The organism is Mycolicibacter arupensis (genome assembly GCF_002086515.1).
In the GTDB taxonomy this organism is placed as follows: domain Bacteria; phylum Actinomycetota; class Actinomycetes; order Mycobacteriales; family Mycobacteriaceae; genus Mycobacterium; species Mycobacterium arupense.
Genome location: NZ_MVHH01000022.1, coordinates 39215 through 64555 on the forward strand (window position 1 = coordinate 39215; position 25341 = coordinate 64555).

The window sequence follows — 25341 nt, forward strand, 5'->3', positions numbered from 1 at the left end:
GAGTTTGTCGGGGCGGTGCGGCGTCAAATTGACCGGGTGTTCAGATCAGGCTGGCGAAAACTGATTCTGCTGGTGGGTAGCACAATTCAATTAATACGCATCAAGATATGAACTCCGCTTTGCGCTTAATCCGGCCTATTTCTTTGTCGCGCAAGGACATCTGCTATGGGGAGGCCGATGCGACTTACAGTGATGCTCGTTACAGTCGGGCGGCCAGTTCGGTGCCCTGCTTGATAGCGCGCTTGGCGTCCAGCTCCGAGGCCAGCGCCGCCCCGCCGATGATGTGCGGGCTCACGCCGTGCTGGCGCAGGCCGTCTTCGAGGTCGCGCACCGACTCCTGTCCGGCGCAGATCACCACATTGTCCACGGCCAGCACCTGCGGGCGAGACTTATTGGGGCCGTGGCTGATGTGCAGCCCGTCGTCGTCGATCAAGTCGTAGTTCACCCCGGAGAGCTGGTGGACGTTCTTGGCCTTCAGCGACGCCCGGTGCACCCAGCCGCTGGTCTTGCCCAGCTTGCGGCCCTGAGCTCCCGCGGTGCGGGCCAGCAGGTAGACCTCGCGGGCGGGCGGTGCCGGGTCTGGGGGCAGCAGCGCGCCCCTGGCCTCCCAGGGGTCGGCCGCACCCCATTCGACTTTCCACTCCTTCAGATGCAGGGCGGGGGAGGCCTCGGGTGCGTCCAGGACCAGGAACTCGCTGACGTCGAAGCCGATGCCGCCGGCTCCCACCACGGCCACCGAGGGGCCGACCGGACGGCCGGAGATGGCCTCGGCATAGGACATGACCATCGGATGGTCGATGCCCGGGATCTGGGGAATCCGCGGTCGCACGCCGGTGGCCAGCACCACCTCGTCGAACCCGATCAGCTCCTCGGCGCGGGCGCGGCTGCCCAGGCGCACCGTCACCGCGTATTTGTCGAGCATCGTGGTGAAGTAGCGGATCGTCTCGCCGAACTCCTCCTTGCCCGGAATACGGCGGGCGAGGTCGAACTGGCCCCCGATGAACTCGTTGGCCTCGAACAGCGTCACCTCATGACCGCGTTCGGCGGCCGACACCGCCGCCGCCAAACCGGCCGGTCCGGCGCCCACCACCGCGATGCGCCGGCGCTGCCGGACCGGGCCGAGCACCAACAGGGTCTCGTGGCCGGCGCGGGGATTGACCAGGCACGAGACCTTCTTGTGCACAAAGACGTGGTCCAGGCAGGCCTGGTTGCAGGAGATGCAGGTGTTGATCTGCTCGGCCCGGCCGTTGGCGGCTTTGCGCACCCACTCCGGGTCGGCCAACATGGGGCGTGCCATCGAGACCAGCCGCACCGACGTCTCGGCCAGCACCTGTTCGGCGGCCTGCGGCATGTTGATCCGGTTGGACGCCACCACCGGGATCGTGACGTGATCGGCGACGGCGTGCGAAATCCCGACGAACGCGCCGCTGGGCACCGAGGTCACGATGGTCGGCACGCGTGCTTCGTGCCAGCCGAACCCGGAGTTGATCAGGGTGGCCCCCGCTGCCTCGACTTCGGTTGCCAGCGAGAGGATCTCCTCCCAGCTCTGGCCGCCTTCGACGTAGTCGGCCATCGACAGCCGGTAACAGATGATGAAGTCGTCGCCGACGGCAGCGCGGGTGCGCGCCACGATCTGCACCGGGAAGCGCCGCCGGTTGGCGGCGGTGCCGCCGTAGGCATCGGTGCGCTTGTTGGTGCATGGCGCCAGAAACTGGTTCAGTAGGTAGCCCTCGCTGCCCATGATCTCCACGCCGTCGTAGCCGGCCTCGCGGGCCAACACCGCGGTGTGGGCGAAGTCGGCGATCGTCGACTCGACGCCGCGGGTGGACAGCGCCCGGGGCCGGAAGGGATTGATCGGCGCCTTGATGCTCGATGCGCTGACCGAAAAGGGATGGTAGGCATAGCGTCCCGCGTGCAGCACTTGGAGCGCGATCTTGCCGCCTGCCTCGTGCACGGCATCGGTGATGCGGCGGTGGCGTCGGGCGTCGGCTCGGGTGGTCATCGCTGCGGCGAACGGCAGCAGCCAGCCGGACCGGTTCGGCGCGTACCCGCCGGTGATGATCAAACCGACGCCGCCGCGAGCCCGGGCGGCGAAATACTCGGCCAGCCGGCCGGTGTCGCCGGCGCGGTCCTCCAGGCCGGTGTGCATGGACCCCATCACCACCCGGTTGGACAGGGTCGTGAAGCCCAGGTCCAGCGGGGCCAGCAATAGCGGGTATGGATTGGTGGATTCTGTTGTCACAGTGACCCCTTCACGTCAGTGCCGCTCCGGCGTCAGAGCCTCGTCAACTTCAAAGAGCCAGTCGATCGCGCTCTCCTCCGCGCGGATGCCGCCGCGCAGGACCAGGTACTGGTGCAGTGCGGCGCCGGACAATGCGGCGGGATCGGGAAATTGTTTCTTCTCCAGGGCGCGGTAGACGTCCAATCGCTCGCCACGCTCGGCGCGCAGGACGGCGGCCTGAGCGCGCACCGCGGCGCGCTCGCTGTGGCTGGCGCCGCGGATCTTGACCGCCAGTTCACGCAGCCGGTTGTCCAGCACCGCGCTTCCGCGACCGGCCAGCGGGGCTGCAATCCACCGAGCCAGCTCCACGCGGCCTGCCTCGGCCACGGTGTACACCTTCTTGTCCGGCCGGCCCTGCTGGGTCACCTCGGTGACCTGCACCCAGCCGTCGGCCTCCATGGTCCGCAGGGTCCGGTAGATCTGCTGGTGAGTGGCGCTCCAGAAGTAGCCGATCGAGCGGTCGAACCGGCGGGCGAGTTCGTAGCCCGAACCCGACTGCTCGTTGAGTGACACCAGGATCGCGTGCGGTAGGGCCACACAGGCAAGGGTGGCATCCGCAGGCGCAATATGCAACTAAGTGCACAGCAACTGAGTGCATAGGCGTGCGTTCGCCCTGATGGTGGATGCGCTCCGGGGGTGGCCTCTACTATCAGAAACCGATGAATCCACCGCGCCTCGCCGCAACCTCATGAGTCCTGTCCTCGGCGGCAGGTCGGCCGCGTTACCCACTTTTCCCTGGGACACCCTGTCCGAGGCGACTGCGCTGGCCAAGGCTCATCCCGACGGAATCGTCGACTTGTCCGTGGGCACCCCTGTCGACCCCGTCGCACCGCTGATCCGCGAGGCACTGGCCGCGGCGGCGTCCGCGCCGGGTTACCCCACCACCGCCGGCACCGCAGCGTTGCGCGCCGCAGCGGTCGGCGCGCTGGCGCGGCGGTACGGGATCACCGGCCTGACGGAGTCGGCGATTCTGCCCGCGATCGGCACCAAGGAGCTGATCGCCTGGTTGCCGACTCTGCTGGGCCTGGGCGACCAGGATGTGGTGGTGGTGCCCGAGCTGGCCTACCCGACCTATGAGGTCGGTGCCCGACTGGCCGGAGCCCAGTGGGTGCGCAGCGACGCCCCCCAGCTGCTCGACGGTCCGCCGCCGGCCCTGGTGTACCTGAATTCGCCGAGCAACCCGACCGGGGCGATCGCGACGACCGACGAGTTGCGCGCCGTGGTCGGCTGGGCCCGCGAACATGACGTGCTGGTGGTCTCCGACGAGTGCTACCTCGGGTTGGGCTGGGACGCTGAGCCGCGCTCGGTGCTGCACCCGGCGGTGTGCGACGGCGACCACCGGGGCCTGCTGGCGGTGCATTCGCTGTCCAAGACCTCGTCGCTGGCGGGGTATCGGGCAGGATTCGTGGCCGGGGACGCCGCGGTGGTGGCCGAGCTGTTGGCGGTACGCAAGCACGCCGGGATGATGGTGCCCACCCCGATCCAGGCAGCCATGGTCGCCGCGCTTGACGACGACGCACACGAACGCGAACAACGCGACCGCTACGCCCGCCGCCGCGCAACGCTGCTTCAGGCGATGCAGGGTGCCGGCTTCACCGTCGAGCTGTCACAGGGCGGGCTTTACCTGTGGGCCACACGCGGCGAGGCATGCCGCAGCACCGTCGACTGGCTGGCCCAGCGCGGCATCCTGGTGGCGCCCGGCGAGTTTTATGGACCCGCGGGGGCACAACATGTTCGGGTGGCATTGACGGCCACCGACGAGCGAATCGCCGCGGCGGCGGCCCGGCTGGCTTAGCCTGCGGGCACCTCGCAACCCTCGGTGAGAACCCGCTCGATCGCGTCGTGCTCGGCTTGGGTTACCCACAGGCCGTAACCGGACTTCACTCCGACGATCCGCGCGACGTAGGTGCAGCGGTAGGACTTGTTGGGCGGCAGCCAGCTTGCCGCGTCGCTGTCGCTCTTCTGCTCGTTGATCGGCCCAGTCGTGGCCTGCAGGTTGAGCGGATCGTTGGCGAAGTTGCGCCGGGTGAGCTCGTCCCACTGCTGGGCGCCCTTCTGCCAGGCATCCGACAACGCCACGACGTGATCGATCTGCACCTCTTGGGACGTGCCTGGGCCACGCGTGAAGGCGATGGCCGTATCGGTGTAGGGGTCATGCAAGACACCCGAGGCCACCACGCAGTCGTTGGTTCCCGGCTTGATCTGGGCGCCGACCAGGTCGCGGCGCAGGATGTCGTTGCGGGTGTCGCAGCCGTTGTGGCCCAAGGGAACCGTGACGTCATCGCTCCACGGCTGGCCAAACAGTGCGCGTGCGTAGCCGGTCTTGGGCGCGCGGCCCTTGATCGGCAGGGCGGCAAGCAGTTCCAGGGTGGCCGGTGCGGCTGGTGCACCCACCGGATCCGGCTCCGCGGGGGCCTCGGGTGCGAGCAGCAGCGCCGCCATCAGCCAGGCAATCCAGCAGGGCAGTCTGCTTCGCCCGACAGTCACGTGCATCTCCCTTTCCGTCAACGATGGCGGACGCTACCAGCCTGTTCTGACGCGATCGGCGCAGTGAGATCGTGGCGGATACTGGCGCAATAGGCTCAGGGGATGCGCATTCATCCCGAGGTCGCCGATGCGCTGGCCACCGGCCGCGCCGTCGTGGCGCTGGAGAGCACGATCATCAGTCACGGCCTGCCGCGTCCGGACAATCTGCGCATCGCCCGCGAGATCGAGGACGCCGTACGCGCCGCGGGTGCGGTACCGGCCACCATCGCGATCCTCGACGGCCAACCGCAGATCGGGCTGGACGACTACGCGTTGCACCGGATCGCCACCGGCGCAACGGCGGTCAAGGTCAGTGTTCGCGAGATCGCGATACTGGCCGCGGCGGGCGGGGATGGCGCGACAACGGTCGCGGCGACCGCTCATCTGGCGGCTGCCGCCGGCATCACGGTGTTCGCCACGGGGGGATTGGGAGGTGTGCATCGCGGCGCGGCGGACACCTACGACGAGTCCGCGGACCTGACCGCGCTCTCGCGCATCCCGGTGCTGGTGGTGTGTTCGGGAGTGAAATCGATTCTCGACATCGGCGCGACGCTGGAGCGGTTGGAGACGCTGTCAGTAGGGGTGATCGGCTACCGCACGCAGCGCTTCCCGGCCTTCTATCTCGCCGACTCCGGTCATCGGCTGGACTGGTCGATTCAGAATCCCGAACAGGCCGCCGCGGTCCTGCGGGCCCGCGCCCGGTTGGGTACCGACGGCTACGGGTTGGTGCTGGCCAATCCGATCCCCGCCGAGGCTGAGCTGGACCGCGCACTGCATGACCGGGTGCTGGCCGACGGTCTGGCTGCAGCGGAGGCTGCGGGCGTACGCGGCAAGGACGTGACCCCGTACCTGCTCGACCATTTCCACCGCGCCACCCAGGGCGCATCGGTGGCCGCCAATGTCGCGCTGGTGCTGGCCAATGCGCGGCTGGCCGCCGAGATCGCGGTGGCCTATGCCGGCGGGTGACACACCCGGGGGCCTGATACCCTGGGGGGTATGAGTCACTACCAGGAAGTCCTCAACGACCTCAATCCGCAGCACCGGGACCTGCGCCAGCAGATTCCCGGCGTCTACCAGGCCTTTGGGGAGATGAGCAAGGCGACCTTCGAGTCCGGTGCGCTGGACCGCAAGGTCAAAGAGCTGATGGCGATGGCGATGGGCGTGGTTCAGGGCTGCGACGGCTGCATCGCATCGCACGCACGTGCCGCGGCTCGGGCAGGAGCGACCAAGCAAGAAGCCGCCGAAGCCATTGGGGTCAGCATCCTCATGCACGGCGGTCCGGCCACCATCTACGGGGCGCGGGCCTACACGGCCTTCTGCGAATTCGCTGACGACGAGCAGTGACGGCCGCGTCGAACCGGCGGGGTTAGCGGCCGATCACCTTGGCGACGCACATCTCCGGCTCAACGAACGGCTCGAGCTCAGCGCTGCCGCCGGCCCCGTTCCGGGCGCTGAGTAGCCCGCGCAACACGCCCAGGTGCATGGCGCAGCTGACCTCTGGATGAGCCCGCGCCAGGTCATATACCGGGCAGGCGTGCAACAGGATGGTGCGCTGGTGGGCGTCTTCGCCCTCGGCGTCGCTCGGTGCCAGCGCGGCGAGTTCGGCATTGAAACCCATGCGCGCGAAGATTCCGGCGATCCGGCCGGCGCAGTCATCGATGCTGGTGTCGGGGGAGACCCCGGTGGCGGTGACCGGCCCCTCGGTGGCGGAGTCGCTGGCCGCCAGGATCCGGTCGGCCCAGCGCCGGCCGACCCGTTCGGCCCGCTCGGCGCGTTCGGCGACGGTATCGCCGAGCTCCATAGCCAGGATCTCGGCGAGGTTGCGGTAGTCCAGCCGGTCACGAACCGCCACGTAGCCCGTCCGGGGCCGGCCGACGCCGTTGCGTTTGATCCGGGTCCGCGCGACAGCCCCCGCCTCGCATAGGGCGTCGAGGTGAAACCGCACCGTGGTGACATGCAAGTGCATCCGCTCGGCGAGTTCGGCGGCATCGACCGCGCCATCGGCCGCGCCCACCAGCCGCAGCACCCGCTCCCGCTGCTGGTTGCGGGGCAACCGCTGCGGGCCGCGTCGCTGGCCGGGCTGGCTGTGCATCGAAGTGCCTCTTCCTTGAGGAGTCGCCCACAATTAGGGGAACTGATTCGTTGATACCACTAATGGCGGTCAGCCGCTGATCGGGCGGATCGCCGGGCCGGTGCCGACAAACGAGTAACGTCCCGGAGATGCTGCTGACCTCGCTGGCCTCCGACGGCTCGAACGCCCCGGACATCGCTGATGCGGTGCGTATCGACGACACCGCCCTGAGCCGGGCGCAGCTCAGTGCCGCGTCCGCGGGGGCGCTCGAGGATCTCGGCGGCGCGAGCAGCGTTGCGGTGCTGGCCACACCCACGGCGCAGACGGTGCTGGCGGTGACCGGCTGTCTGCTGGCCGGGGTGCCGGTGGTGCCGGTGCCCGCCGACGTGGGCGTCGCCGAGCGTCAGCACATGTTGCGCGATTCGGGCGCGCAGGCCTGGCTGGGGGAGCGGCCCGACGATCTCGCGGGGCTGCCGCATTTCGCGGCACGCTCGGGGTCGCAACAGCCGCGTGCAGCCGATGCCTGCGATGACGAGGACACCGCGCTGATCATCTACACTTCCGGAACCACCGGTCCCCCCAAAGGTGTTCAGTTGAGCCGGCGGGCGCTGGCAGCCGACCTCGATGCACTGGCGCAGGCCTGGCAGTGGAGCCCCGACGACGTGCTGGTGCACGGACTGCCGATGTATCACGTGCATGGCCTGGTCCTGGGACTGCTGGGGTCATTGCGGGTGGGCAACCGCTTCGTCCACACCGGCAAGCCGACTCCGGAGGCCTACGCCGCCGCTCACGGCACGCTGTATTTCGGGGTGCCGACCGTATGGTCCCGGGTGGTGGCCGACCCGGGTGCCGCCGCGGCGCTGCGATCGGCCCGGATGCTGGTGTCCGGTAGTGCCGCGTTGCCGGTCCCGGTGTTCGACGCACTCGTCGCGCAGACCGGACACGCACCCATCGAGCGGTACGGCAGCACCGAGTCGCTGATCACCTTGAGCACCCGGGCCGACGGTGAGCGCCGGCCGGGTTGGGTAGGGCTGCCGTTGGCGGGCGTGCAGACCAAGCTCGTCGCCGACGACGGCGGCCCGGTGCCCCACGACGGGGAGAGCATCGGGCGGCTGGCGGTGCGCGGACCGACGCTGTTCAACGGATATCTCAACCGGCCCGACGCGACAGCCGACGCGTTCGATGCCGACGGGTGGTACCGCACCGGCGATGTGGCCGTGATCGACGGTGCGGGCATGCATCGGATCGTCGGACGCGAATCGGTGGATCTGATCAAGACCGGCGGGTTCCGGGTAGGAGCTGGTGAGATCGAAACGGCGTTGCTCGGTCATCCTGCGGTGGCCGAGGTTGCTGTCGTCGGGCTTCCCGACGACGACTTGGGGCAGCGCATCGTTGCGTTCGTTGTTGCGTCGCCGGCCGGCCCGGCACGGCCAAACGAGCTGATCGACTATGTGGCCCAGCAGCTTTCGGTGCACAAGCGGCCCCGTGAGGTGCGCATAGTGGATGCCTTGCCGCGCAACGCGATGGGAAAGGTCCTCAAGAAGGCACTGCTGACGTAGGCTCCGCTTGCGTGACACCGACACCGAAAGGGTGGGCCCGTGAAGCCTTCGAAGCGAATCAGTCTTGGCGCGGTGACCGTGCTCGCCGGCACGGCGCTGCTGATCGGCGGATGCTCGGCGGTGGACAAGGTCATCAACAAGGGCGGCGACACAACCTGCGGAGAATTCAACGGTCACACCGACGAGAAGCAGCGCTCCGAGGTCGCCAAGATGCTCAAGGACGCCAAGGGTGGCGAGCCGTCGAACCTGGAGCTTTCCGGGACACAGCTGGCGGTCAGCGCCTTCTGCAAGACGATCGGGAAAGACAGCGACAAGATCAGCAGGGCGATGCTGTAGCGCTCAGCTCACCCGCGATTGCGGTCCGCGCAGGGACCGGCCGGTTCCCAGGTCTGCATCGCGCATTCGACGCCGTCGTCGTCGAGCGCGGCGACCGGCAGCGTCACGTGATCGCTGCGATAACGCATCCCGTCGAGAAGGATGGCGACGTAGCGGCGCCACAACTGCTCGTCGACATGGCCGGCGAACTCGCTCACCGTGCCCGCCAGTAGCCCCAGGATCGGCATGTCGGTCGAGGACATCTCAGGGCGTAGGTGACCGTCGGCTCGCGCCCGCTCGACGAGTTCCTTGATCACCGGGATCAGCCGATCCTGGGCGGCGATCACCCGTTCACCCCCGTAGCACTTACTGAAGGCGATCTCTCGCAGTCCGCGGTCGGTGGCCAGGATTTCGCACATCTGCTCGACGTACCAGGCGAGACCGTCCCAGGAATGTGGTTGGCGCAAAGCTGTTTCCGCGAAACCGATGAGTTGATTGAGGCCGTCTTCGAAGATCGCTTCGAGCAGCTCGTCTTTGCTGGAGAACCGCCGATAGACGGTCCCCACTCCCACGCCGGCATGGTGGGCGACGTCGTTGAGATTGGGCTCCAAGCCTCTGGTGGCGAACAGCTCGCGGGCCGACTCCACGATGCGCTGGCGATTACGCGCCGCGTCCTTGCGCAGCGGGCGGTTCGGTGTGTCGTCGGCGTTCACAACGGCCCAGTGTAATGCGAACAACAGAAAAACGGATTGACTCTATCCACTTACCTAGTTAGCTTGACTACCTGGAAAGGTGCGGGACTGATCCTGGGCCGAAATCGGGGAGAGCGACGATGAAGAGGCTGATTCAGCGGGTGTGGTTGCCGGCCCTGATCGTGGTGGCAGTAGCCGCGGGCGGCCTCACCGTGGCGCAGTTGCGGAAGGTGTTCGGGGCGCATCCCGTCGTGGTGACCGAACTGTCGTCGGACAACGCCGAAGACTTCAACCCCAAGTTCGTGACCTATGAGGTCTTCGGCTCGGGTGGCACCGCCGTCATCAACTACATGGACCTCGAAGGGCGGCCCCAGCGCGTCGCCGGCGCCACGCTGCCGTGGACGCTGACCTTGCAGACCACGCTTCCCTCGGTGATGCCCAACATCTTGGCCCAGGGGGACGGCGACACGATCAGCTGCCGCGTCACCGTCGACGACGAGGTCAAACAGGAACGCACGGCCAACGGCTTCAACGCCGAGACCTACTGCTTCGTGAAGGCAGCATGACCACGCCGACGGCCCAAGCGCCGACCCACGCCGCCTCCGAGACCGCCGGGCATCCGCGCATTCCGCGGTTCATCCGGGCGTTCGCCGTGCCGATCATCCTGGTGTGGATCGGCTTGATCGCCGCGCTGAACATCGTCGTACCGCAGCTCGAGGAAGTGGGCAAGCTGCGCGCGGTCTCGATGAGCCCCAACGACGCACCCTCGATGATCGCCACCAAGCGGGTGGGCAAGGTCTTCCAGGAGTACGACACGTCCAGCTCGGTGATGATCGTGCTCGAGGGCGAAGCGCCGCTGGGTGCCGAGGCCCACGATTTCTATGACCGCATGGTGAGCGCGCTGCGGGCAGACACCGCCCACGTGCAGCATGTCCAGGATTTCTGGGGCGACACGCTGACCGCCAAGGGAGCGCAGAGCGCCGACGGCAAGGCCGCCTACGTCCAGGTCTACATCTCCGGCGACCAGGGCGAGACCCTGGCCAACGACTCGGTGGACGCGGTGCGCCGCATCGCGACGCAGACGCCCGCGCCCGACGGGGTGAAGGCCTACGTCACCGGTCCAGCCGCCATGAGCACCGATCAGAACCACGTCGGCGACAAGAGCATGGAGACCATCGAAATGCTCACCTTCGCCGTGATCACGGTGATGCTGCTGGGCGTGTACCGGTCGGTGATCACCACACTGATCGTTTTGGCGATGGTGGTCCTGGAGTTGTCCGGTGCCCGTGGTCTGGTGGCATTCCTGGGATTTCACAACTTCTTCGGCCTGACCACCTTCGCCACCAACCTGCTGGTGACGTTGGCCATCGCCGCCTCCACCGACTACGCGATCTTCCTGATCGGTCGATATCAAGAGGCGCGCAGATCGGGCGAGAACCGAGAAGCGGCGTATTACACCATGTTCCATGGCACAGCACACGTGGTGCTGGCCTCCGGGCTGACCATCGCCGGCGCCACGTTCTGTCTGCATTTCACCCGGCTGCCCTACTTCCAGACCATGGGTATTCCGCTGTCGATCGGCATGGTGGTCGTGGTGGCGGCCGCCCTGACACTGGGGCCGGCGATCATCTCGGTGTGCTCCCGGTTCGGCCGTGTCCTAGAACCCAAGCGCATCACCACATCTCGCGGATGGCACCGGGTCGGCACCGCCACGGTGCGCTGGCCCGGCGCGATCCTGGTAGTCGCCGTCGCGGCGGCGTTGATCGGTCTGCTGGCGCTGCCTGGGTACCACACCACCTACAACGACCGCATCTACCTGCCCGACGACGTCCCCTCCAACGTGGGCTACTCGGCGGCATTCCGGCACTTCTCCGAAGCGAAGATGAACCCGGACCTGATGATGATCGAAACCGACCGGGATCTGCGCAACCCCGCGGACTTCCTGGTGATCGACAAGATCGCCAAGGCCCTCAAGGCCGTCCATGGAATCGCCCAGGTGCAGACCATCACCCGGCCCGACGGCGATCCGATCAAACACGCGACCATCCCGTACACCATCGGCCAGAGCGGCACCGCTCAACTGATGAACAACGACTACATGCAGTCCAATCTGGACAACCTGCTCAAACAGGCCGACGATCTGCAGGCCAGCATCGACTCGATGACCGAGATGATGCGGATTCAGACGGACCTGGCCGCGGTGTCGCAACGGATGGCCGACAAGATGGCCAAGACATCGGTCGACATCGGCGACATGCGTGACCACTTGGCGGACTTCGATGACTTCTTCCGGGTGTTCCGCAACTATTTCTACTGGGAACCGCACTGCTTCGACATCCCGATCTGCTGGGCCCTGCGCTCGGTCTTCGACACCATGGACGGCATCGACACCATGTCCGGAGACTTCGACGACATCGTTCCCGACATGCAGCGCATGGCCGAGCTGATGCCGCAGATGGTCGCCGTCATGCCGGCCCAGATCCAGTCCATGAAGAACCAGAAGCAGACCCTGCTCAACCAGTACCAGGTGCAGAAGGCCCAGCAGGATCAGAACATCGCGATGCAGGAGAACTCCACCGCGATGGGCCAGGCCTTCGACGCCGCCAAGAACGACGATTCGTTCTACCTTCCGCCGGAGGCGTTCGAGACGGCCGACTTCAAGCGGGGCATCAAACTGTTCCTGTCGCCGGATGGACATGCGGTGCGGTTCACGATCATTCACCAGGGTGATCCGTTGACGCCTGCGGGTATTTCCCGGATCGAAGCGCTCAAGGTGGCGGCTGCCGACGCGATCAAGGGGACGCCCTTCGAAGGCGCATCGATCTACCTGGGCGGGAGCGCGGCCACGTTCAAGGACATGCAGCAGGGTGCCGACTACGACCTGATGATCGTTGCCACGGCCGCACTGGTGCTGATCTTCATCATCATGATGGTGCTCACCCGGGCCGTGGTGGCGGCCACGGTGATCGTCGGCACGGTGGTGCTCAGTCTGGGGTCGGCGTTCGGGCTGTCCGTGCTGATCTGGCAGCACCTCGTCGGCATCCCGCTGAACTGGATGGTGTTGCCGATGTCGGTCATCGTGCTGCTGGCCGTCGGCGCGGACTACAACCTGCTGCTGGTCTCGCGTATCCGCGAGGAGATCCACGCCGGCCTGCACACCGGGCTGATCCGCGCCATGGTGGGCACCGGGGCCGTGGTGACCGCCGCGGGACTGGTCTTCGCCTTCACGATGGCATCCATGGCGGTCAGCGCCCTGATCGTGATCGGCCAGGTCGGCACCACGATCGGGCTGGGTCTGCTGTTCGACACTCTGGTGGTCCGCTCACTGATGACCCCGTCGATCGCCACCCTGCTTGGCCGCTGGTTCTGGTGGCCGCAACTGGTGCGCCCCCGCCCCGTTCCGCGGCCGTGGCCGCAGCCGATCCAGCCGGAGCGTGAGGAGGCGCTGGTCTGAGCCCAGCGGTTAGCGAGGTTCGACCGCGTCAACCCCGCGTCAGTTGGCGTGCAGGGCTTCGTTGAGCGCGATGCCCTGACCGTCACGGGCGACCACCTCAACGGCGCCGCTCTGGGAATTGCGGCGGAACAACAGGTTGTTGCCACCGGCCAGATCGCGGGCCTTGGTGGTGGTGCCGTCGGGCAGGCTGACCTTGGTGCCCGCGGTGACATACAGCCCGGCCTCGACCACACAGTCGTCACCGAGCGGGATGCCCAGCCCGGCGTTGGCTCCCAGTAGGCAGCGCTTGCCGATCGAAATCACTTGTGTCCCACCGCCGGAAAGCGTCCCCATGATGGAGGCGCCGCCGCCGACGTCGGAGCCGTCGCCCACCACCACGCCCGCCGAAATGCGGCCCTCGACCATGGAGGCGCCCAGCGTGCCGGCGTTGAAGTTGACGAATCCCTCATGCATCACCGTGGTACCCGAGGCCAGGTGGGCGCCCAGGCGTACCCGGTCGGCGTCGGCGATCCGCACGCCGGAGGGCAGCACGTAATCGACCATCCGGGGGAACTTGTCCACGCCGTAGACCGTCACCGGGCCGCGCCGGCGCAGCCGGGCCCGGGTGGTCTCGAAGCCTTCGACCGCACACGGCCCGAAGTTGGTCCACACCACATTGGTCAGCACGCCGAACAGCCCGCCGGCGTTGAGCCCGTGCGGGGCCACCAGACGGTGTGACAGCAGGTGCAGCCGCAGATAGGCGTCGTAGGCGTCGACCGCAGTGTCCTCCAGCGACCCGATCACCGTGCGCACCGCGACCGTTTCGGTGCCGCGGTCCTCATCGCGGCCCACCAGCCCGGCCAGATCGGCGGGCGCCTCATCGCCGGCGAGGCGCGTGGTTCCGGGTGCGCCCGAGCCGCCCAACTCCGGTGCGGGAAACCAGGTGTCGAGCACCGATCCGTCTGCGGCCAGCGTCGCGATACCGACGCCCGAAGCTCCAGTCACGCCGACCAGGTTACCTTTTCCGCGGGCAGACACAGAATCGGACGGTGAGGCGATAACCCGTGCGAATCCGTGTCTGATCGGCGGGAAACGCTCGCCCGCTAGTCTGGGTCCGTGCTGGACCTGCACTCCGATCCGATTGCCCTGACCGCGGCGCTGGTGGACATTCCCAGCGAGTCGCGACATGAAGCACTGATCGCCGACGAGGTCGAAGCCGCGCTGCGGGCCCAGACCACCGGATTCGAGATCATCCGCGACGGCGACGCGGTCCTGGCTCGCACCCGGTTGGGACGCCCCACCCGGGTGCTGCTGGCCGGGCATCTGGACACCGTCCCGGCCGCGGGCAACCTGCCCAGCCGGCGCACCGTTGACGCCGACGGCGACATCCTGCACGGCTGCGGCACCGTCGACATGAAATCCGGCGTCGCGGTGTTCCTGCATCTGGCCGCGACCGTCACCGAGCTCCGGCACGACCTGACGTGCGTCTTCTATGACTGCGAAGAGATCGAGGCGGCCGCCAACGGGCTGGGGCGCATCGAACGCAACCTGCCGGAGTGGCTGGTGGCAGACGTAGCCATCCTGGGTGAGCCCACCGGCGGCTATATCGAGGCCGGCTGTCAGGGCACCTTGCGGGTGGTGATCAGCGCTGCGGGCACCCGGGCGCATTCGGCGCGCTCCTGGCTGGGCGACAACGCCATCCACAAGCTCGGGGCGGTCCTGGACCGGCTCGCCGCCTACCAGCCGCGCAGTGTGGACATCGACGGCTGCGTCTACCGGGAGGGATTGTCGGCGGTGCGCATCGACGGCGGGGTGGCGGGCAACGTCATCCCCGACGCGGCCGCCGTCACGGTGAACTTCCGCTTCGCCCCCGACCGCACCCCCGAGCAGGCGCTGGCCCACGTCCGGGAGGTGTTCGACGGCCTGGACGTCGACATCCAGCAGACCGACGCCGCGGCCGGGGCGCTACCGGGGCTGACCGCGCCCGCGGCGGCCGCGCTGGTGAACGCCGCCGGCGGCCAGGTCCGGGCCAAGTACGGCTGGACCGACGTCTCCCGCTTCGCCGCCCGCGGTATTCCCGCGGTCAACTACGGCCCCGGCGACCCCAACCTGGCCCACACCGTCGAGGAAAGGGTGCCGGTCGAACAGATCGCCGCGGTGGCCGAGCTGCTGCGCGGCTACCTGTCGCAGTCCTGACGCCGGACGATTACCGAACATCTATCGCGGGGGCGTCAGATGATCGCCGTTTCGACCCTCAGCTCCTGGCCCGCTGCAGCGCGGCGCGGCCGAACGCGCAGTCGACCTCGCCGCACAGCTTTGCCAGCGGGTCCACCGCCCGGGCGTCGCCGAGCCGGGCGGCGGTGTCCCAGGCCTGCAGCGCCACCGCGGACTGCCCGGTGCGCTCGGCCATCCGGGCCGCCTCCCGGGCGGCGTTGATCGCGCCGTGCTGGTCGCGCATCCCGGCCCGCTGCCAGGCGCGCGCCACGCCCAGCTCCGGGGCGAACAGCGCTGACTTGGTGCCGTGGCGAGATTCCGCCCGGCTCAACGTCTTTGCCGCGCCGGCGATGTCGGACTGGCGGGCCAGCGCGGTCGCCAGCAGGGTCAGCGACAGCGGCCCCCACGAATAGCCGGTGCGCTCCAAGGTGGCGGCGGCCGGAGTCAGCAGCTCGGTTGCGGCGTCGAATTCCTCGGCGGCGATCAGCACCTGAGCCACCAGCACCTCACCGATCGCGCGGCCGGGCTGTGACACCTCGGCAAAATCGGTGAACTGCCCGGCCAGCTCGCGTGCCTCGTCCAGGTGCTGCGCCATCAGCAGGGTGGTGATCTCGGCCAGGCCGACGGTGAACCGCAGCACGCCGGGATGCTCGGCGTCCAGGGCACGCCGGGCCAGGGGGCCCACGTCGTCGAATCGGCCTGCGCGCGCGGCGCATAGCGCCGCGGCGCTGCCTGCCCACGCCACCGCCATGTCGTCGGCGGCCGGGTCGGCCAGGACTTCGGTGGCCGACTGCATCGCACGGCCGATGTTGCCGGCGTTCATCGCGAACGTGGCGGCGAGTGCGTCGAGGGTGATCCGCGAACCCGGCGCGGAAACCCGGCCACGCGTGGTGGTCAGGAACGCGGTGGCGCGTTCGGGCTCACCCAGCATGAAGAACTGATTGGCGGCCCGCGGCAACGCCCAGGCCATCAATTCCGGCTCACTGAGGCAGGCGGGGTCCACCGCCGCCAGCACCGCGTCGGCGTCGCGGCCCCGGCCCTGCCAGCCCAGTGCGTGTGCCAGCGCCAGAAGGGCGGGCAGGCCACCGCTGCGGTCCACCGCATGGCGGGCCAGCCGCTCACCCAGGTGCGGATCACCCAGTCGCAGCGCCTGCTGGGCCGCGGCCACCACGTCCGCGACGGGCTGGGGCGCGTCACTGTCGGCCGCCAATGCCGCCAGCCGCAACTGCTCGCCCACGTGCGCGCAGGGCCGGGCGGCCAGCGCCCCCACGGCTTCGGTGCGCCGCGCGCGGGCGCCGGCTTCGCCCATCGAATCGCGGGCCCGGTCGGCGAACAGCGGGTGGGCGGTGTAGACCACGGGGTCAGGCTCTCGACCGCCACGGGTGCGGGTCTCCACCACGCCCAGCTCCTCGGCCTGGCGAACGGCGTCGGCGCTGGTGAGACGGGTCAGGTCGATCAGCGCCAGCGGTTCGAAGACGGCCAGATAGTCCAGTACGGCGCGGGCATCGGCGGGCAGGCCCGCCACGAAGGCGTCGACATCGTGGCCCGCCTCGCCGGATTCTTCGGCTGCGTCGATGTCGATGCGGGTCAGTAGTGCGTCGCCCCATAGTGCGGTGATAGGGGCCGCCGGGGAGCCGTCGGCGCGGCCGGTGGCGATGATCCGGGCCGACCCGGTCAGGGCCAGCTGATAGACCAGCGTCGCCGACAAGGCGTCGAGCAGATGGGCGTCATCGACCACCAGCAGCAGTTCACCTGCCGCATCGACCAGCGAATCGCGGGCCGCGCGCAGCAGCGCGGCGGGCTTGCCGACGTCGGCCACCCGCACCAGGTGACTGAACGCGCCGAACGGCACCGTGCGTTCGGCGGGGGTGCCGATCACCCAGCGCAGCCGGGTGTTCGGGTGGCGGTCGACGTGGTGTTCGGCGGCCAGCCGGGCCAGCGTGGACTTGCCGCAGCCGTCCGGACCGAGCACCACGGCCCCCGCCTGTGTTCCGGCGAGCGCCGTACTGAGCCGATCCAGGGCCGCCGACTGCTCGGGAACGTTCCACCGGATCGGCACGGCCGCGAGTTTACGGTCTGAGCCAACCGCCCGTTAGCCTTTCGGATGTGCGGTCAAGTGAATGGGCGGTCTGTGTCTACTGTGCGTCCGGCCCCAGCGATCCGGCCCTGCTGGCGCTGGCCGCCAAGGTCGGTGCGGCGATCGCCGAACGGGGCTGGACGCTGGTGTGGGGAGGTGGCAACGTCTCGGCGATGGGCGTGCTGGCCGTGGCTGCCCGGGAACACGGCGGGCATACCGTCGGCGTGATCCCCAAGGCGTTGCTGCACCGCGAGGTGGCCGATGTGGATGCCGACGAGCTGATCGTCACCGACACCATGCGGGAGCGCAAGCAGGTGATGGACGACCGTGCCGACGCATTCCTGACGCTGCCCGGCGGCATCGGCACACTGGAAGAGCTGTTCGAAACATGGACGGCTGGGTATTTGGGCATGCATGACAAAGAGGTGGTGTTGCTCGATCCCGACGGCCACTATGAGGGGCTGTGGACGTGGCTGTCCGGGTTGATCGATACCGGCTTCGTGTCCCGGCGGGCGATGGACCGCCTTCTGGTGTTCGACGAGATGGAGGCGGCACTGGACGCGTGTTCACCCGGTACCGCCGGTACTGACTAAGCTCGCCTAGCCACCGATTGCAGCGAAATGAGGCGATAACGTGTCCGATCACGACCCCGGCACCGGCACCCGGGTGGGACCGGTCCATCTCCTGGCCCGCACACCGCGACTGTTGGCTGATGCGCCGACCATCGTGCGCGGGCTGTGGACCGGACTGCGAGCCCGCCCCACCTCCAAGGCCTCGATCGGCAAAGTCTTCCAGGACCGTGCCGCCCGGCTCGGGGACCGCGTCTTCATCCGATTCGGTGATGAGCAGCTGACCTATCGCGAAGCCAACGAGACCGTCAACCGCTACGCCGCCGTGCTGGCCGCGCGCGGTGTCGGACACCGTGACGTGGTCGCGATCATGCTGCGCAACTCCCCGGACGCGGTGTTGATGATGCTGGCCGTCGCCAAGTGCGGCGGAGTCGCCGGAATGCTCAACTATCACCAGCGTGGCGACGTGCTGGCCCACAGCCTGGGCGTGCTGAACGCCACGCTGCTGGTCGCCGAGGCTGACTTGGTCGAGGCCGTCACCGAATGCGGGGCCGCCACCCCGGTGACCATCGAGGAATTCCGCCGGCTGGCCGCCACCGCCCCGGACGGCAACCCCGCGTCGGTCAACGCGGTGCTGGCCAAGGACACCGCGTTCTACATCTTCACCTCGGGCACCACCGGCTACCCCAAGGCCAGTGTGATGACGCATTACCGCTGGTTGCGGGCGCTGGCGACGTTCGGGGGCATCGGGCTGCGCCTGCGCGGCAGCGACACCCTGTACTGCTGCCTGCCGCTGTATCACAACAACGCGCTGACGGTGGCGGTGTCCTCGGTGCTCAACGCGGGCGCGACGCTGGCGCTGGGCAAGTCGTTCTCGGCCTCACGGTTCTGGGACGAGGTGATCGCAGCCGACGCCACGGCGTTCGTCTACATCGGTGAGCTCTGCCGCTACCTGCTCAACCAGCCCCCCAAGCCCACCGACCGGGCACACAAGGTGCGGGTGATCGCCGGCAACGGGTTGCGCCCCGAGATCTGGGATGAATTCACCCACCGCTTCGGCATCAAGCGGGTCTGCGAGTTCTACGCGGCCAGCGAGAGCAACAGCGCCTTCCTCAACGTGTTCAACGTGCCGCGCAGCACCGGTGTCTATCCGGGGCCGCTGGCCTACGTGCGTTACGACCCCGACACCGGCCAGCCGCTGCGCGGCGAGGACGGCTGGGTGCAGCGGGTGCCCGCGGGCCAGCCCGGACTTCTGCTGAGCCCGGTGAACCGGTTCTCCCCATTCGACGGCTACACCGACCCGGAAGCCAACGAGAAGAAGTTGGTGCGCAACGCCTTCCGGGACGGCGACTGCTGGTTCAACACCGGTGACCTGATGCGCCCGCAGGGCATGGGGCACGCCGCCTTCGTGGATCGGCTGGGTGACACCTTCCGGTGGAAGGGCGAGAACGTCGCCACCACGCAGGTCGAGGCCGCACTCAGCGCCGACGAGTCGGTCGAGGAGTGCGCCGTCTACGGCGTGGAGGTGCCCGGAACCGGCGGCCGCGCCGGAATGGCCGCGGTCAAACTGCGCGACGGCGCGACCCTCGACGGGCCGGGACTGGCGGCCGTGGTCTCCAGCCAGCTGCCCTCCTACGCCGTGCCACTGTTCGTGCGGGTGGTGGCCACGATGGCCCACACCACCACGTTCAAGAGCCGCAAAGTGGAGCTGCGTGAGCAGGGCTACGGCGGCGGGGGCGCCGTGATCGAGGACCCGCTGTATGTGCTGTCCGGCCGGGCCGAGGGCTACGTGCCCTTCTACGCCGAGTACCCCGGCGAAGTGGCCGCCGGCAAGCGACCGCAGGGCTGACCGAGCAGGGGCGAAGCCCGACCGGGCACCATAGACGGGTGCAGTCCCACTTCTGCGGTCGTCCGGTGGCGGCTGATCGTGCGCTGATCATGGCGATCATCAACCGCACCCCGGACTCCTTCTACGACGCGGGCGCCACGTTCAGCGACGAGGCGGCCATGTCCGCCGTGCACCAGGCCGTGGCCGACGGGGCCGACGTCATCGATGTCGGCGGGGTCAAGGCCGGGCCGGGGGAGACCGTCGATGCCGACTCCGAGACCGCCCGGGTGGTTCCCTTCATCGAGTGGCTGCGCAGCGCCTATCCCGAGCAGCTCATCAGCGTGGACACCTGGCGCGCGGAGGTGGCCAAACGCGCGTGTGCGGCCGGCGCCGACCTGATCAACGACACCTGGGGCGGGATCGACCCGGAGCTACCGGCGGTGGCTGCGGAGTTCGGGGCCGGGCTGGTCTGCTCGCACACCGGGGGCGCGCAACCGCGCACACGTCCTTTCCGGGTGAGTTATGGCACCAGCGTCGACGGGGTGGTCGAAGCGGTGATCAGGGAGGTCACCGCGGCGGCGGAACGGGCGGTGGCGGCTGGGGTGGCGCGCGAGCGCGTGCTGATCGATCCCACCCATGATTTCGGCAAGAACACCTTCCACGGGCTAGCGTTGTTACGACACACGGAGGATTTGGTCGGTACCGGATGGCCGGTCCTGATGGCGCTCTCCAACAAAGACTTCATCGGGGAGACTCTTGGTGTGGGTCTGACCGAACGACTGGATGGAACATTGGCGGCCACCGCGTGGGCGGCGGCCGCTGGAGCCCGGATGTTTCGGGTTCACGAGGTCGGGCCGACCCGGCGCGTCTTGGAGATGGTGGCATCGATCCAGGGCGTGCGGGCTCCGACCCGCACAGTGAGGGGATTGGCATGACCGACCTGGTCTCGGCGCCGGGCGATACCCGGCTGTCCGAGCGCACCTGGATCCGCCCGGAATGGACGGTGGCCGAGCTGCTGGCGGCCAAGGCCAAGACCGGTCGCAGCATCTCGGTGGTGCTGCCTGCGCTGAACGAGCAGGCGACCATCGAGTCGGTTATCGACAGCATCACCCCGCTCGTGGACAACCTCGTCGACGAGCTGATCGTGCTGGACTCCGGCTCCACCGACGACACCGAGATCCGCTCGATCGCCGCAGGCGCCCGCGTCGTCAGCCGTGAGCAGGCGGTTCCGGAGGTTCCGCCGCAGCCCGGCAAGGGCGAGGCCCTGTGGCGGTCGCTGGCGGCCACCAGCGGCGACATCGTGGTCTTCGTGGACTCCGACCTGATCAATCCCGACCCTATGTTCGTACCCAAGCTGGTCGGCCCGCTGCTCACCGGTGACGGCGTCCACCTGGTCAAAGGGTTCTATCGCCGGCCGCTGAAGGTCAACGGCACCGAGGACGCCACCGGCGGCGGCCGGGTCACCGAACTGGTCGCGCGTCCACTGCTGACCGCGCTACGGCCCGATCTGGGTGCCGTGCTGCAGCCCTTGGGTGGTGAGTACGCAGGAAGTCGTGAGTTGCTGGCTTCGGTGCCGTTCGCGCCCGGCTACGGAGTGGAGATCGGGTTGTTGATCGACACCTACGACCGATTGGGCCTGGAAGCGATCGCTCAGGTCAACCTGGGGGTGCGGGCACACCGCAACCGCCCGCTGGCCGAGCTGGCAGTGATGAGCCGCCAGGTGGTCGCCACCTTGCTGTCGCGATGCGGAGTCCCCGACTCCGGGGTGGGGCTCACCCAGTTCTTCGCCGACGGCCCGGACGGTATGGACTACTTGCCGCGCACCACGCCGCTGTCGTTGGTGGACCGACCGCCGATGAACACCCTGCGCCAGCGTTGAGCCAGCGTTGATCTGATCGGCCCGCACCTTGTGTCGGTGGCATGAGGCACTATCGATGCCGTGACACTGGTGTTGCTGTACCTCGTTGTGCTCGTTCTCACCGCGCTGCTGCTCTTCGGGGTGGCCAGCACGCTGTTCGGTCGGGGTGAGCCGTTGCCACCACTGCCTCGGGCCACCACGGCCACCATGCTGCCGGCCTCCGGCATCACCGGCGCCGACGTGGACGCGGTCAAGTTCTCCCAGGTGTTGCGTGGCTACAACACCGGTGAGGTCGACTGGGTGCTGGAGCGGCTCGGAGCCGAGCTTGACCAACTCCGCGGCCAGCTCGCCGCGTCGCAGGCCTCCGCCGCCGCGAATGCGCAGGGGGCGCGGTGAGCGCCCCACCCGAGGACGACCGGGTCCGTTGCGGGTGGGTCCAGAGCGGCTCACCGCTGTATCTCGACTACCACGACTACGAGTGGGGACGTCCGGTCCGCGATCCGGCCGCGCTGTTCGAACGAGTCAGCCTGGAGGCCTTTCAGAGCGGGCTGTCGTGGCTGGTGATTCTGCGCAAACGGGAGAACTTCCGGCGGGCGTTCGCCGAATTCGACGTCGAGGCCGTCGCGCGTTTCACCGACAAGGACGTGGCGCGGCTGCTGGACGACCCAGGCATTGTGCGCAACCGGGCAAAGATCGAGGCGACCATCGCCAACGCCCGCGCGACCCTCGACTTGGACTCCACCGATCTGGCGGAGCTGCTGTGGTCGTTCGCTCCGCCGTCGCGCCCGCGCCCGGCAGACCTGTCGGCGGTTCCGGCCGTCACACCGGAATCCACCGCGATGGCGCGCGAACTGAAGCGACGGGGGTTCCGATTCGTGGGTCCCACCACGGCCTACGCGTTGATGCAGGCCACCGGCATGGTCGACGACCACGTCCAGGCCTGCTGGGTGCCGCCGGTGGCCGTTTAGATCCACTAAAATGCACCACGGAATCGGGTCTTGTGCACGCACCGCCGCCGATAGGGAAGAATGGCGGAGTGAATGTGCAGTTCGATGCCGGAAGCTGCGACCGCGGTAGACGCCCGGCGCAGATCATGGGCACGGCCTGCGGGCTGGTACCTGGAGGGAGCACTCGATGGCGGCGATGAAGCCCCGGACCGGCGACGGTCCGCTGGAAGCGACCAAAGAGGGGCGCGGCATCGTGATGCGTGTACCGCTCGAGGGTGGCGGACGGCTGGTCGTCGAGTTGACCCCCGACGAGGCGGCCGCGCTCGGCGACGAGCTCAAGGCCGTCACCAGCTGAACTCGGTTCGGCTCAGCCGCCGACGAGGCTATCGACTGGCCTGTCGATAGACGGCCAGAGTCTGCTCGGCTACCCGCGCCCAGGAGAAGATCTCTTCACAGCGTCGCCGCCCGGCGTCGCCGTATCGTTGTGCCCGCGCAGGGTCGGTGATCAACGCGTTGACAGCCTCGGCGAGGTCCGCGTGATACCCCTCCGAATCGTCGGCGTCGTAATGCACCAGAGTGCCGGTCACTCCGTCGGTCACTACCTCCGGAATGCCGCCGACGTCGGAAGCCACCACGGCCGTGCCGCAGGCCATCGCCTCCAGATTGACGATGCCCAACGGTTCGTAGACCGATGGACAGACAAACACGGTTGCAGCAGAGAGCAGTTCGCGGATCTGTCGGGCCGGTAGCGTCTCCTGGATCCAGAACACCCCGCTGCGGGTGGCGGCCAGGTCCGTGACGGCAGACTTGACCTCCGCGGCGATCTCCGGGGTGTCCGGTGCGCCTGCGCACAACACCAGCTGCACCTCGGGGTGGAAGCGGTGGGCGGCGGCCACCAGGTGGGCCACACCCTTCTGCCGGGTGATCCGCCCCACGAACGCCACCATCGGACGGTCGGGGTCGACACCGAGCTCGGCGGGCATGGAATCGGGCCCGCTGGGCTGCGGACACCATACGTCGGTGTCGATACCGCTGTAGATCACGTGCACACGGTCGGGCCGCAGGTCCGGGTAGACCCGCAGCAGATCCTCACGCATGGCCGAGCTGACCGCGATCACCGCGTCAGCGGTCGTCGTCGCCTCCTTCTCCACCCAGGACGACACGCGGTAGCCGCCGCCCAGCTGCTCGGCTTTCCAGGGGCGCAGTGGTTCCAAGGAATGCGCGGTCAGCACATGGGGAATGTCGTGCAGCAGCGCCGCCAGTCGGCCGGCCAGGGCGGTGTACCAGGTGTGCGAATGCGCCACGTCGGCAGCGCTGACGGCATCGACCATGGTCAGGTCGGCCGACAGCGTCCCCAGCGCCGGATTGGCGTCACGCAGGGCCGGGTCAGGCTGATGCGCCTGCGCTCCGGGCCGCAGGGCGCCCATGCAGTGCACGTCGACATGGCATAGCCGCCGCAGCGCTTCCACCAGGTTGGTGACATGAACGCCCGCACCGCCATAGATCTCCGGGGGGTATTCCCGAGTCAGCATCGCCACCCGCATAACCGGCACGGTAGCGGTCGCCGATCAGGGGCCGCGCAGCGGATCGGCCCACGAACTGTGAGCAACCTTTTGTAAAGAACCGTCGCGAATCGCGCGGCTGGCCTGGCAGCGTTCCGGTGTGGCCGATAGGTTTGTGGCCATGAGGGAAGTGCCGCATGTGCTGGGCATCGTCCTGGCCGGTGGTGAGGGTAAGCGGTTGCACCCCTTGACCGCTGACCGGGCGAAGCCGGCGGTCCCGTTCGGGGGCGCCTATCGGTTGATCGACTTCGTGCTGTCGAATCTGGTCAACGCACGCTACCTGCGGGTCTGTGTGCTGACTCAGTACAAGTCGCATTCGCTGGACCGGCACATCTCGCAGAACTGGCGCTTGAGCGGTCTGGCGGGCGAATACATCACCCCGGTGCCGGCCCAACAGCGGCTCGGGCCGCGCTGGTACACCGGCTCCGCCGACGCCATCTACCAGTCGCTGAACCTGATCTTCGACGAAGACCCGGACTACATCGTGGTTTTCGGCGCCGACCATGTGTATCGGATGGACCCCGAGCAGATGGTGCGCTATCACATCGACAGCGGCGCCGGCGCGACGGTGGCCGGGGTCCGGGTGCCGCGCGCCGAAGCGTCGTCGTTCGGCTGCATTGATGCCGATGAGTCCGGCCGGGTCCGTGGCTTCATGGAGAAGCCGGCCAATCCCCCCGGAACGCCGGGCGACCCGGACAGCACGTATGTGTCGATGGGCAACTACGTTTTCACCACCAAGGTTCTTATTGACGCGATCCGCGCCGACGCCGACGACGATCACTCCGACCACGACATGGGCGGCGACATCATGCCGCGTCTGGTGGCCGACGGCATGGCCGCCGTCTACGACTTTTCCGACAACGAAGTTCCCGGTGCCACCGAGCGTGACCGCGGCTACTGGCGCGACGTAGGAACCCTGGACGCGTTCTATGACGCGCACATGGACCTGGTCTCAGCCCACCCGATCTTCAACCTGTACAACAACCGCTGGCCGATTCACGGTGCGACCGAGAACCTGGCGCCGGCCAAGTTCGTCAACGGCGGCTCCGCGCAGGAGTCAGTGGTGGGCGCGGGCAGCGTGATCTCGGCCGGCTCGGTGCGCAACTCGGTCTTGTCGTCGAACGTGGTGATCGACGACGGCGCGATCGTGGAGGACAGCGTGATCATGCCCGGGGCCCGGGTGGGCCGCGGCGCTGTGGTGCGGCACGCGATCCTGGACAAGAACGTCGTGGTCGGCCCCGGCGAGATGATCGGTGTCGACCTGGCGAAGGACCGGGAACGGTTCTCCATCAGCGCCGGCGGCGTGGTTGCCGTCGGCAAAGGGATGTGGATCTAGCGGTCACCGCCCGTTAGGTGTGATGTCCAGGGAGGTTGTCCCGCACGGTATCGGTGAGCCTGTGTGACAGGGA

23 protein-coding genes and 1 pseudogene are annotated in these 25341 nt (G+C 68.3%); 16 read left to right on the forward strand and 8 right to left on the reverse strand.

Annotated elements, in window-relative coordinates; translation table 11 throughout:
• Positions 1-199 precede the first annotated feature (199 nt).
• Together BST15_RS12035 and BST15_RS12040 are read right to left on the reverse strand one after the other, a co-directional pair.
• Positions 200-2242, reverse strand: coding sequence for an NADPH-dependent 2,4-dienoyl-CoA reductase (locus BST15_RS12035; RefSeq protein ID WP_046190700.1), 2043 nt, complete (start codon positions 2240-2242; stop codon positions 200-202).
• A gap of 15 nt (positions 2243-2257) precedes the next feature.
• Positions 2258-2818 carry a PadR family transcriptional regulator gene (locus BST15_RS12040; RefSeq protein WP_046190701.1) on the reverse strand — a complete coding sequence of 187 codons (561 nt, stop codon included), beginning with the start codon at positions 2816-2818 and terminating at the stop codon, positions 2258-2260.
• Positions 2819-2969: 151 nt separating this feature from the next.
• Here BST15_RS12040 and dapC point away from each other — a divergent pair, with 151 nt between their 5' ends.
• On the forward strand, positions 2970-4076 hold the full coding sequence (gene dapC, locus BST15_RS12045; protein ID WP_046190702.1) for a succinyldiaminopimelate transaminase: 1107 nt from the start codon (positions 2970-2972) through the stop codon (positions 4074-4076).
• 2 nt (positions 4077-4078) lie between these two features.
• On the opposite strand, the pseudogene BST15_RS12050 reads toward dapC, so the two are convergent.
• A pseudogene (locus tag BST15_RS12050) lies at positions 4079-4723 on the reverse strand (HNH endonuclease family protein); the annotation flags it as partial.
• A gap of 147 nt (positions 4724-4870) precedes the next feature.
• On the opposite strand from BST15_RS12050, the gene BST15_RS12055 reads away from it, so the two are divergent.
• Positions 4871-5773 (forward strand): pseudouridine-5'-phosphate glycosidase, encoded by a 903-nt coding sequence (locus BST15_RS12055; protein ID WP_046190703.1) that lies wholly within the window; start codon positions 4871-4873, stop codon positions 5771-5773.
• A gap of 30 nt (positions 5774-5803) precedes the next feature.
• The gene (locus tag BST15_RS12060) at positions 5804-6151 is read left to right on the forward strand and encodes a carboxymuconolactone decarboxylase family protein (protein WP_046190704.1); all 348 of its coding nucleotides are present in this window, start codon (positions 5804-5806) and stop codon (positions 6149-6151) included.
• A 22-nt stretch (positions 6152-6173) separates the two neighbouring features.
• Here BST15_RS12060 and BST15_RS12065 read toward each other — a convergent pair whose 3' ends face one another.
• Complete coding sequence (locus BST15_RS12065; protein ID WP_046190705.1) at positions 6174-6899, reverse strand: helix-turn-helix transcriptional regulator; 726 nt, start codon at positions 6897-6899, stop codon at positions 6174-6176.
• Positions 6900-7027: 128 nt separating this feature from the next.
• On the opposite strand from BST15_RS12065, the gene BST15_RS12070 reads away from it, so the two are divergent.
• Entirely contained in the window at positions 7028-8437 is a 1410-nt protein-coding gene (locus BST15_RS12070) for an acyl-CoA synthetase (protein WP_046190706.1), read from the forward strand.
• Positions 8438-8476: 39 nt separating this feature from the next.
• Positions 8477-8773 carry a hypothetical protein gene (locus BST15_RS12075; RefSeq protein ID WP_234708344.1) on the forward strand — a complete coding sequence of 99 codons (297 nt, stop codon included), beginning with the start codon at positions 8477-8479 and terminating at the stop codon, positions 8771-8773.
• A gap of 8 nt (positions 8774-8781) precedes the next feature.
• Here the strand turns inward: BST15_RS12075 and BST15_RS12080 are convergent, their stop codons facing one another.
• Positions 8782-9465: a TetR/AcrR family transcriptional regulator gene (locus BST15_RS12080; RefSeq protein ID WP_046190707.1), complete on the reverse strand. Its 684-nt coding sequence runs from the start codon at positions 9463-9465 to the stop codon at positions 8782-8784.
• Between the two features lie 119 nt (positions 9466-9584).
• On the opposite strand from BST15_RS12080, the gene BST15_RS12085 reads away from it, so the two are divergent.
• A complete protein-coding gene (locus BST15_RS12085; RefSeq protein ID WP_046190708.1) occupies positions 9585-10010 on the forward strand; it encodes an MmpS family transport accessory protein in 426 nt (141 codons plus the stop codon).
• A complete protein-coding gene (locus tag BST15_RS12090; RefSeq protein ID WP_046190709.1) occupies positions 10007-12898 on the forward strand; it encodes an MMPL/RND family transporter in 2892 nt (963 codons plus the stop codon). The genes BST15_RS12085 and BST15_RS12090 overlap by 4 nt, the downstream gene beginning before the upstream one ends.
• A 39-nt stretch (positions 12899-12937) precedes the next feature.
• Here BST15_RS12090 and dapD read toward each other — a convergent pair whose 3' ends face one another.
• A complete protein-coding gene (gene dapD, locus BST15_RS12095; protein WP_109370885.1) occupies positions 12938-13891 on the reverse strand; it encodes a 2,3,4,5-tetrahydropyridine-2,6-dicarboxylate N-succinyltransferase in 954 nt (317 codons plus the stop codon).
• 102 nt (positions 13892-13993) lie between these two features.
• Here dapD and dapE point away from each other — a divergent pair, with 102 nt between their 5' ends.
• On the forward strand, positions 13994-15073 hold the full coding sequence (gene dapE / locus BST15_RS12100) for a succinyl-diaminopimelate desuccinylase (RefSeq protein ID WP_046190710.1): 1080 nt from the start codon (positions 13994-13996) through the stop codon (positions 15071-15073).
• 58 nt (positions 15074-15131) lie between these two features.
• On the opposite strand, the gene BST15_RS12105 is transcribed toward dapE, so the two are convergent.
• Positions 15132-17150, reverse strand: coding sequence for an ATP-binding protein (locus BST15_RS12105; RefSeq protein WP_083070970.1), 2019 nt, complete (start codon positions 17148-17150; stop codon positions 15132-15134).
• Positions 17151-17197: 47 nt separating this feature from the next.
• On the opposite strand from BST15_RS12105, the gene BST15_RS12110 reads away from it, so the two are divergent.
• From BST15_RS12110 to BST15_RS12140, 7 genes are all read left to right on the forward strand, one after another.
• The gene (locus BST15_RS12110) at positions 17198-17761 is read left to right on the forward strand and encodes an LOG family protein (protein WP_046191117.1); all 564 of its coding nucleotides are present in this window, start codon (positions 17198-17200) and stop codon (positions 17759-17761) included.
• A gap of 40 nt (positions 17762-17801) precedes the next feature.
• A complete protein-coding gene (fadD6, locus tag BST15_RS12115; RefSeq protein ID WP_046191118.1) occupies positions 17802-19586 on the forward strand; it encodes a long-chain-acyl-CoA synthetase FadD6 in 1785 nt (594 codons plus the stop codon).
• A gap of 38 nt (positions 19587-19624) precedes the next feature.
• On the forward strand, positions 19625-20500 hold the full coding sequence (gene folP / locus BST15_RS12120; protein WP_083070971.1) for a dihydropteroate synthase: 876 nt from the start codon (positions 19625-19627) through the stop codon (positions 20498-20500).
• A complete protein-coding gene (locus BST15_RS12125; RefSeq protein WP_046191120.1) occupies positions 20497-21444 on the forward strand; it encodes a glucosyl-3-phosphoglycerate synthase in 948 nt (315 codons plus the stop codon). The genes folP and BST15_RS12125 overlap by 4 nt, the downstream gene beginning before the upstream one ends.
• Positions 21445-21504: 60 nt before the next feature.
• On the forward strand, positions 21505-21819 hold the full coding sequence (locus tag BST15_RS12130; protein ID WP_046191121.1) for a DivIVA domain-containing protein: 315 nt from the start codon (positions 21505-21507) through the stop codon (positions 21817-21819).
• Positions 21816-22391, forward strand: a complete 576-nt coding sequence (locus tag BST15_RS12135; protein WP_046191122.1) for a DNA-3-methyladenine glycosylase I — start codon at positions 21816-21818, stop codon at positions 22389-22391. The genes BST15_RS12130 and BST15_RS12135 overlap by 4 nt, the downstream gene beginning before the upstream one ends.
• A gap of 166 nt (positions 22392-22557) precedes the next feature.
• Positions 22558-22725, forward strand: a complete 168-nt coding sequence (locus tag BST15_RS12140; RefSeq protein WP_003885506.1) for a DUF3117 domain-containing protein — start codon at positions 22558-22560, stop codon at positions 22723-22725.
• Positions 22726-22753: 28 nt separating this feature from the next.
• On the opposite strand, the gene glgA is transcribed toward BST15_RS12140, so the two are convergent.
• Positions 22754-23914, reverse strand: a complete 1161-nt coding sequence (gene glgA, locus BST15_RS12145; RefSeq protein WP_046191123.1) for a glycogen synthase — start codon at positions 23912-23914, stop codon at positions 22754-22756.
• A gap of 139 nt (positions 23915-24053) precedes the next feature.
• On the opposite strand from glgA, the gene glgC reads away from it, so the two are divergent.
• Positions 24054-25268 (forward strand): glucose-1-phosphate adenylyltransferase, encoded by a 1215-nt coding sequence (gene glgC / locus BST15_RS12150; RefSeq protein ID WP_046191124.1) that lies wholly within the window; start codon positions 24054-24056, stop codon positions 25266-25268.
• Positions 25269-25341: the final 73 nt, after the last annotated feature.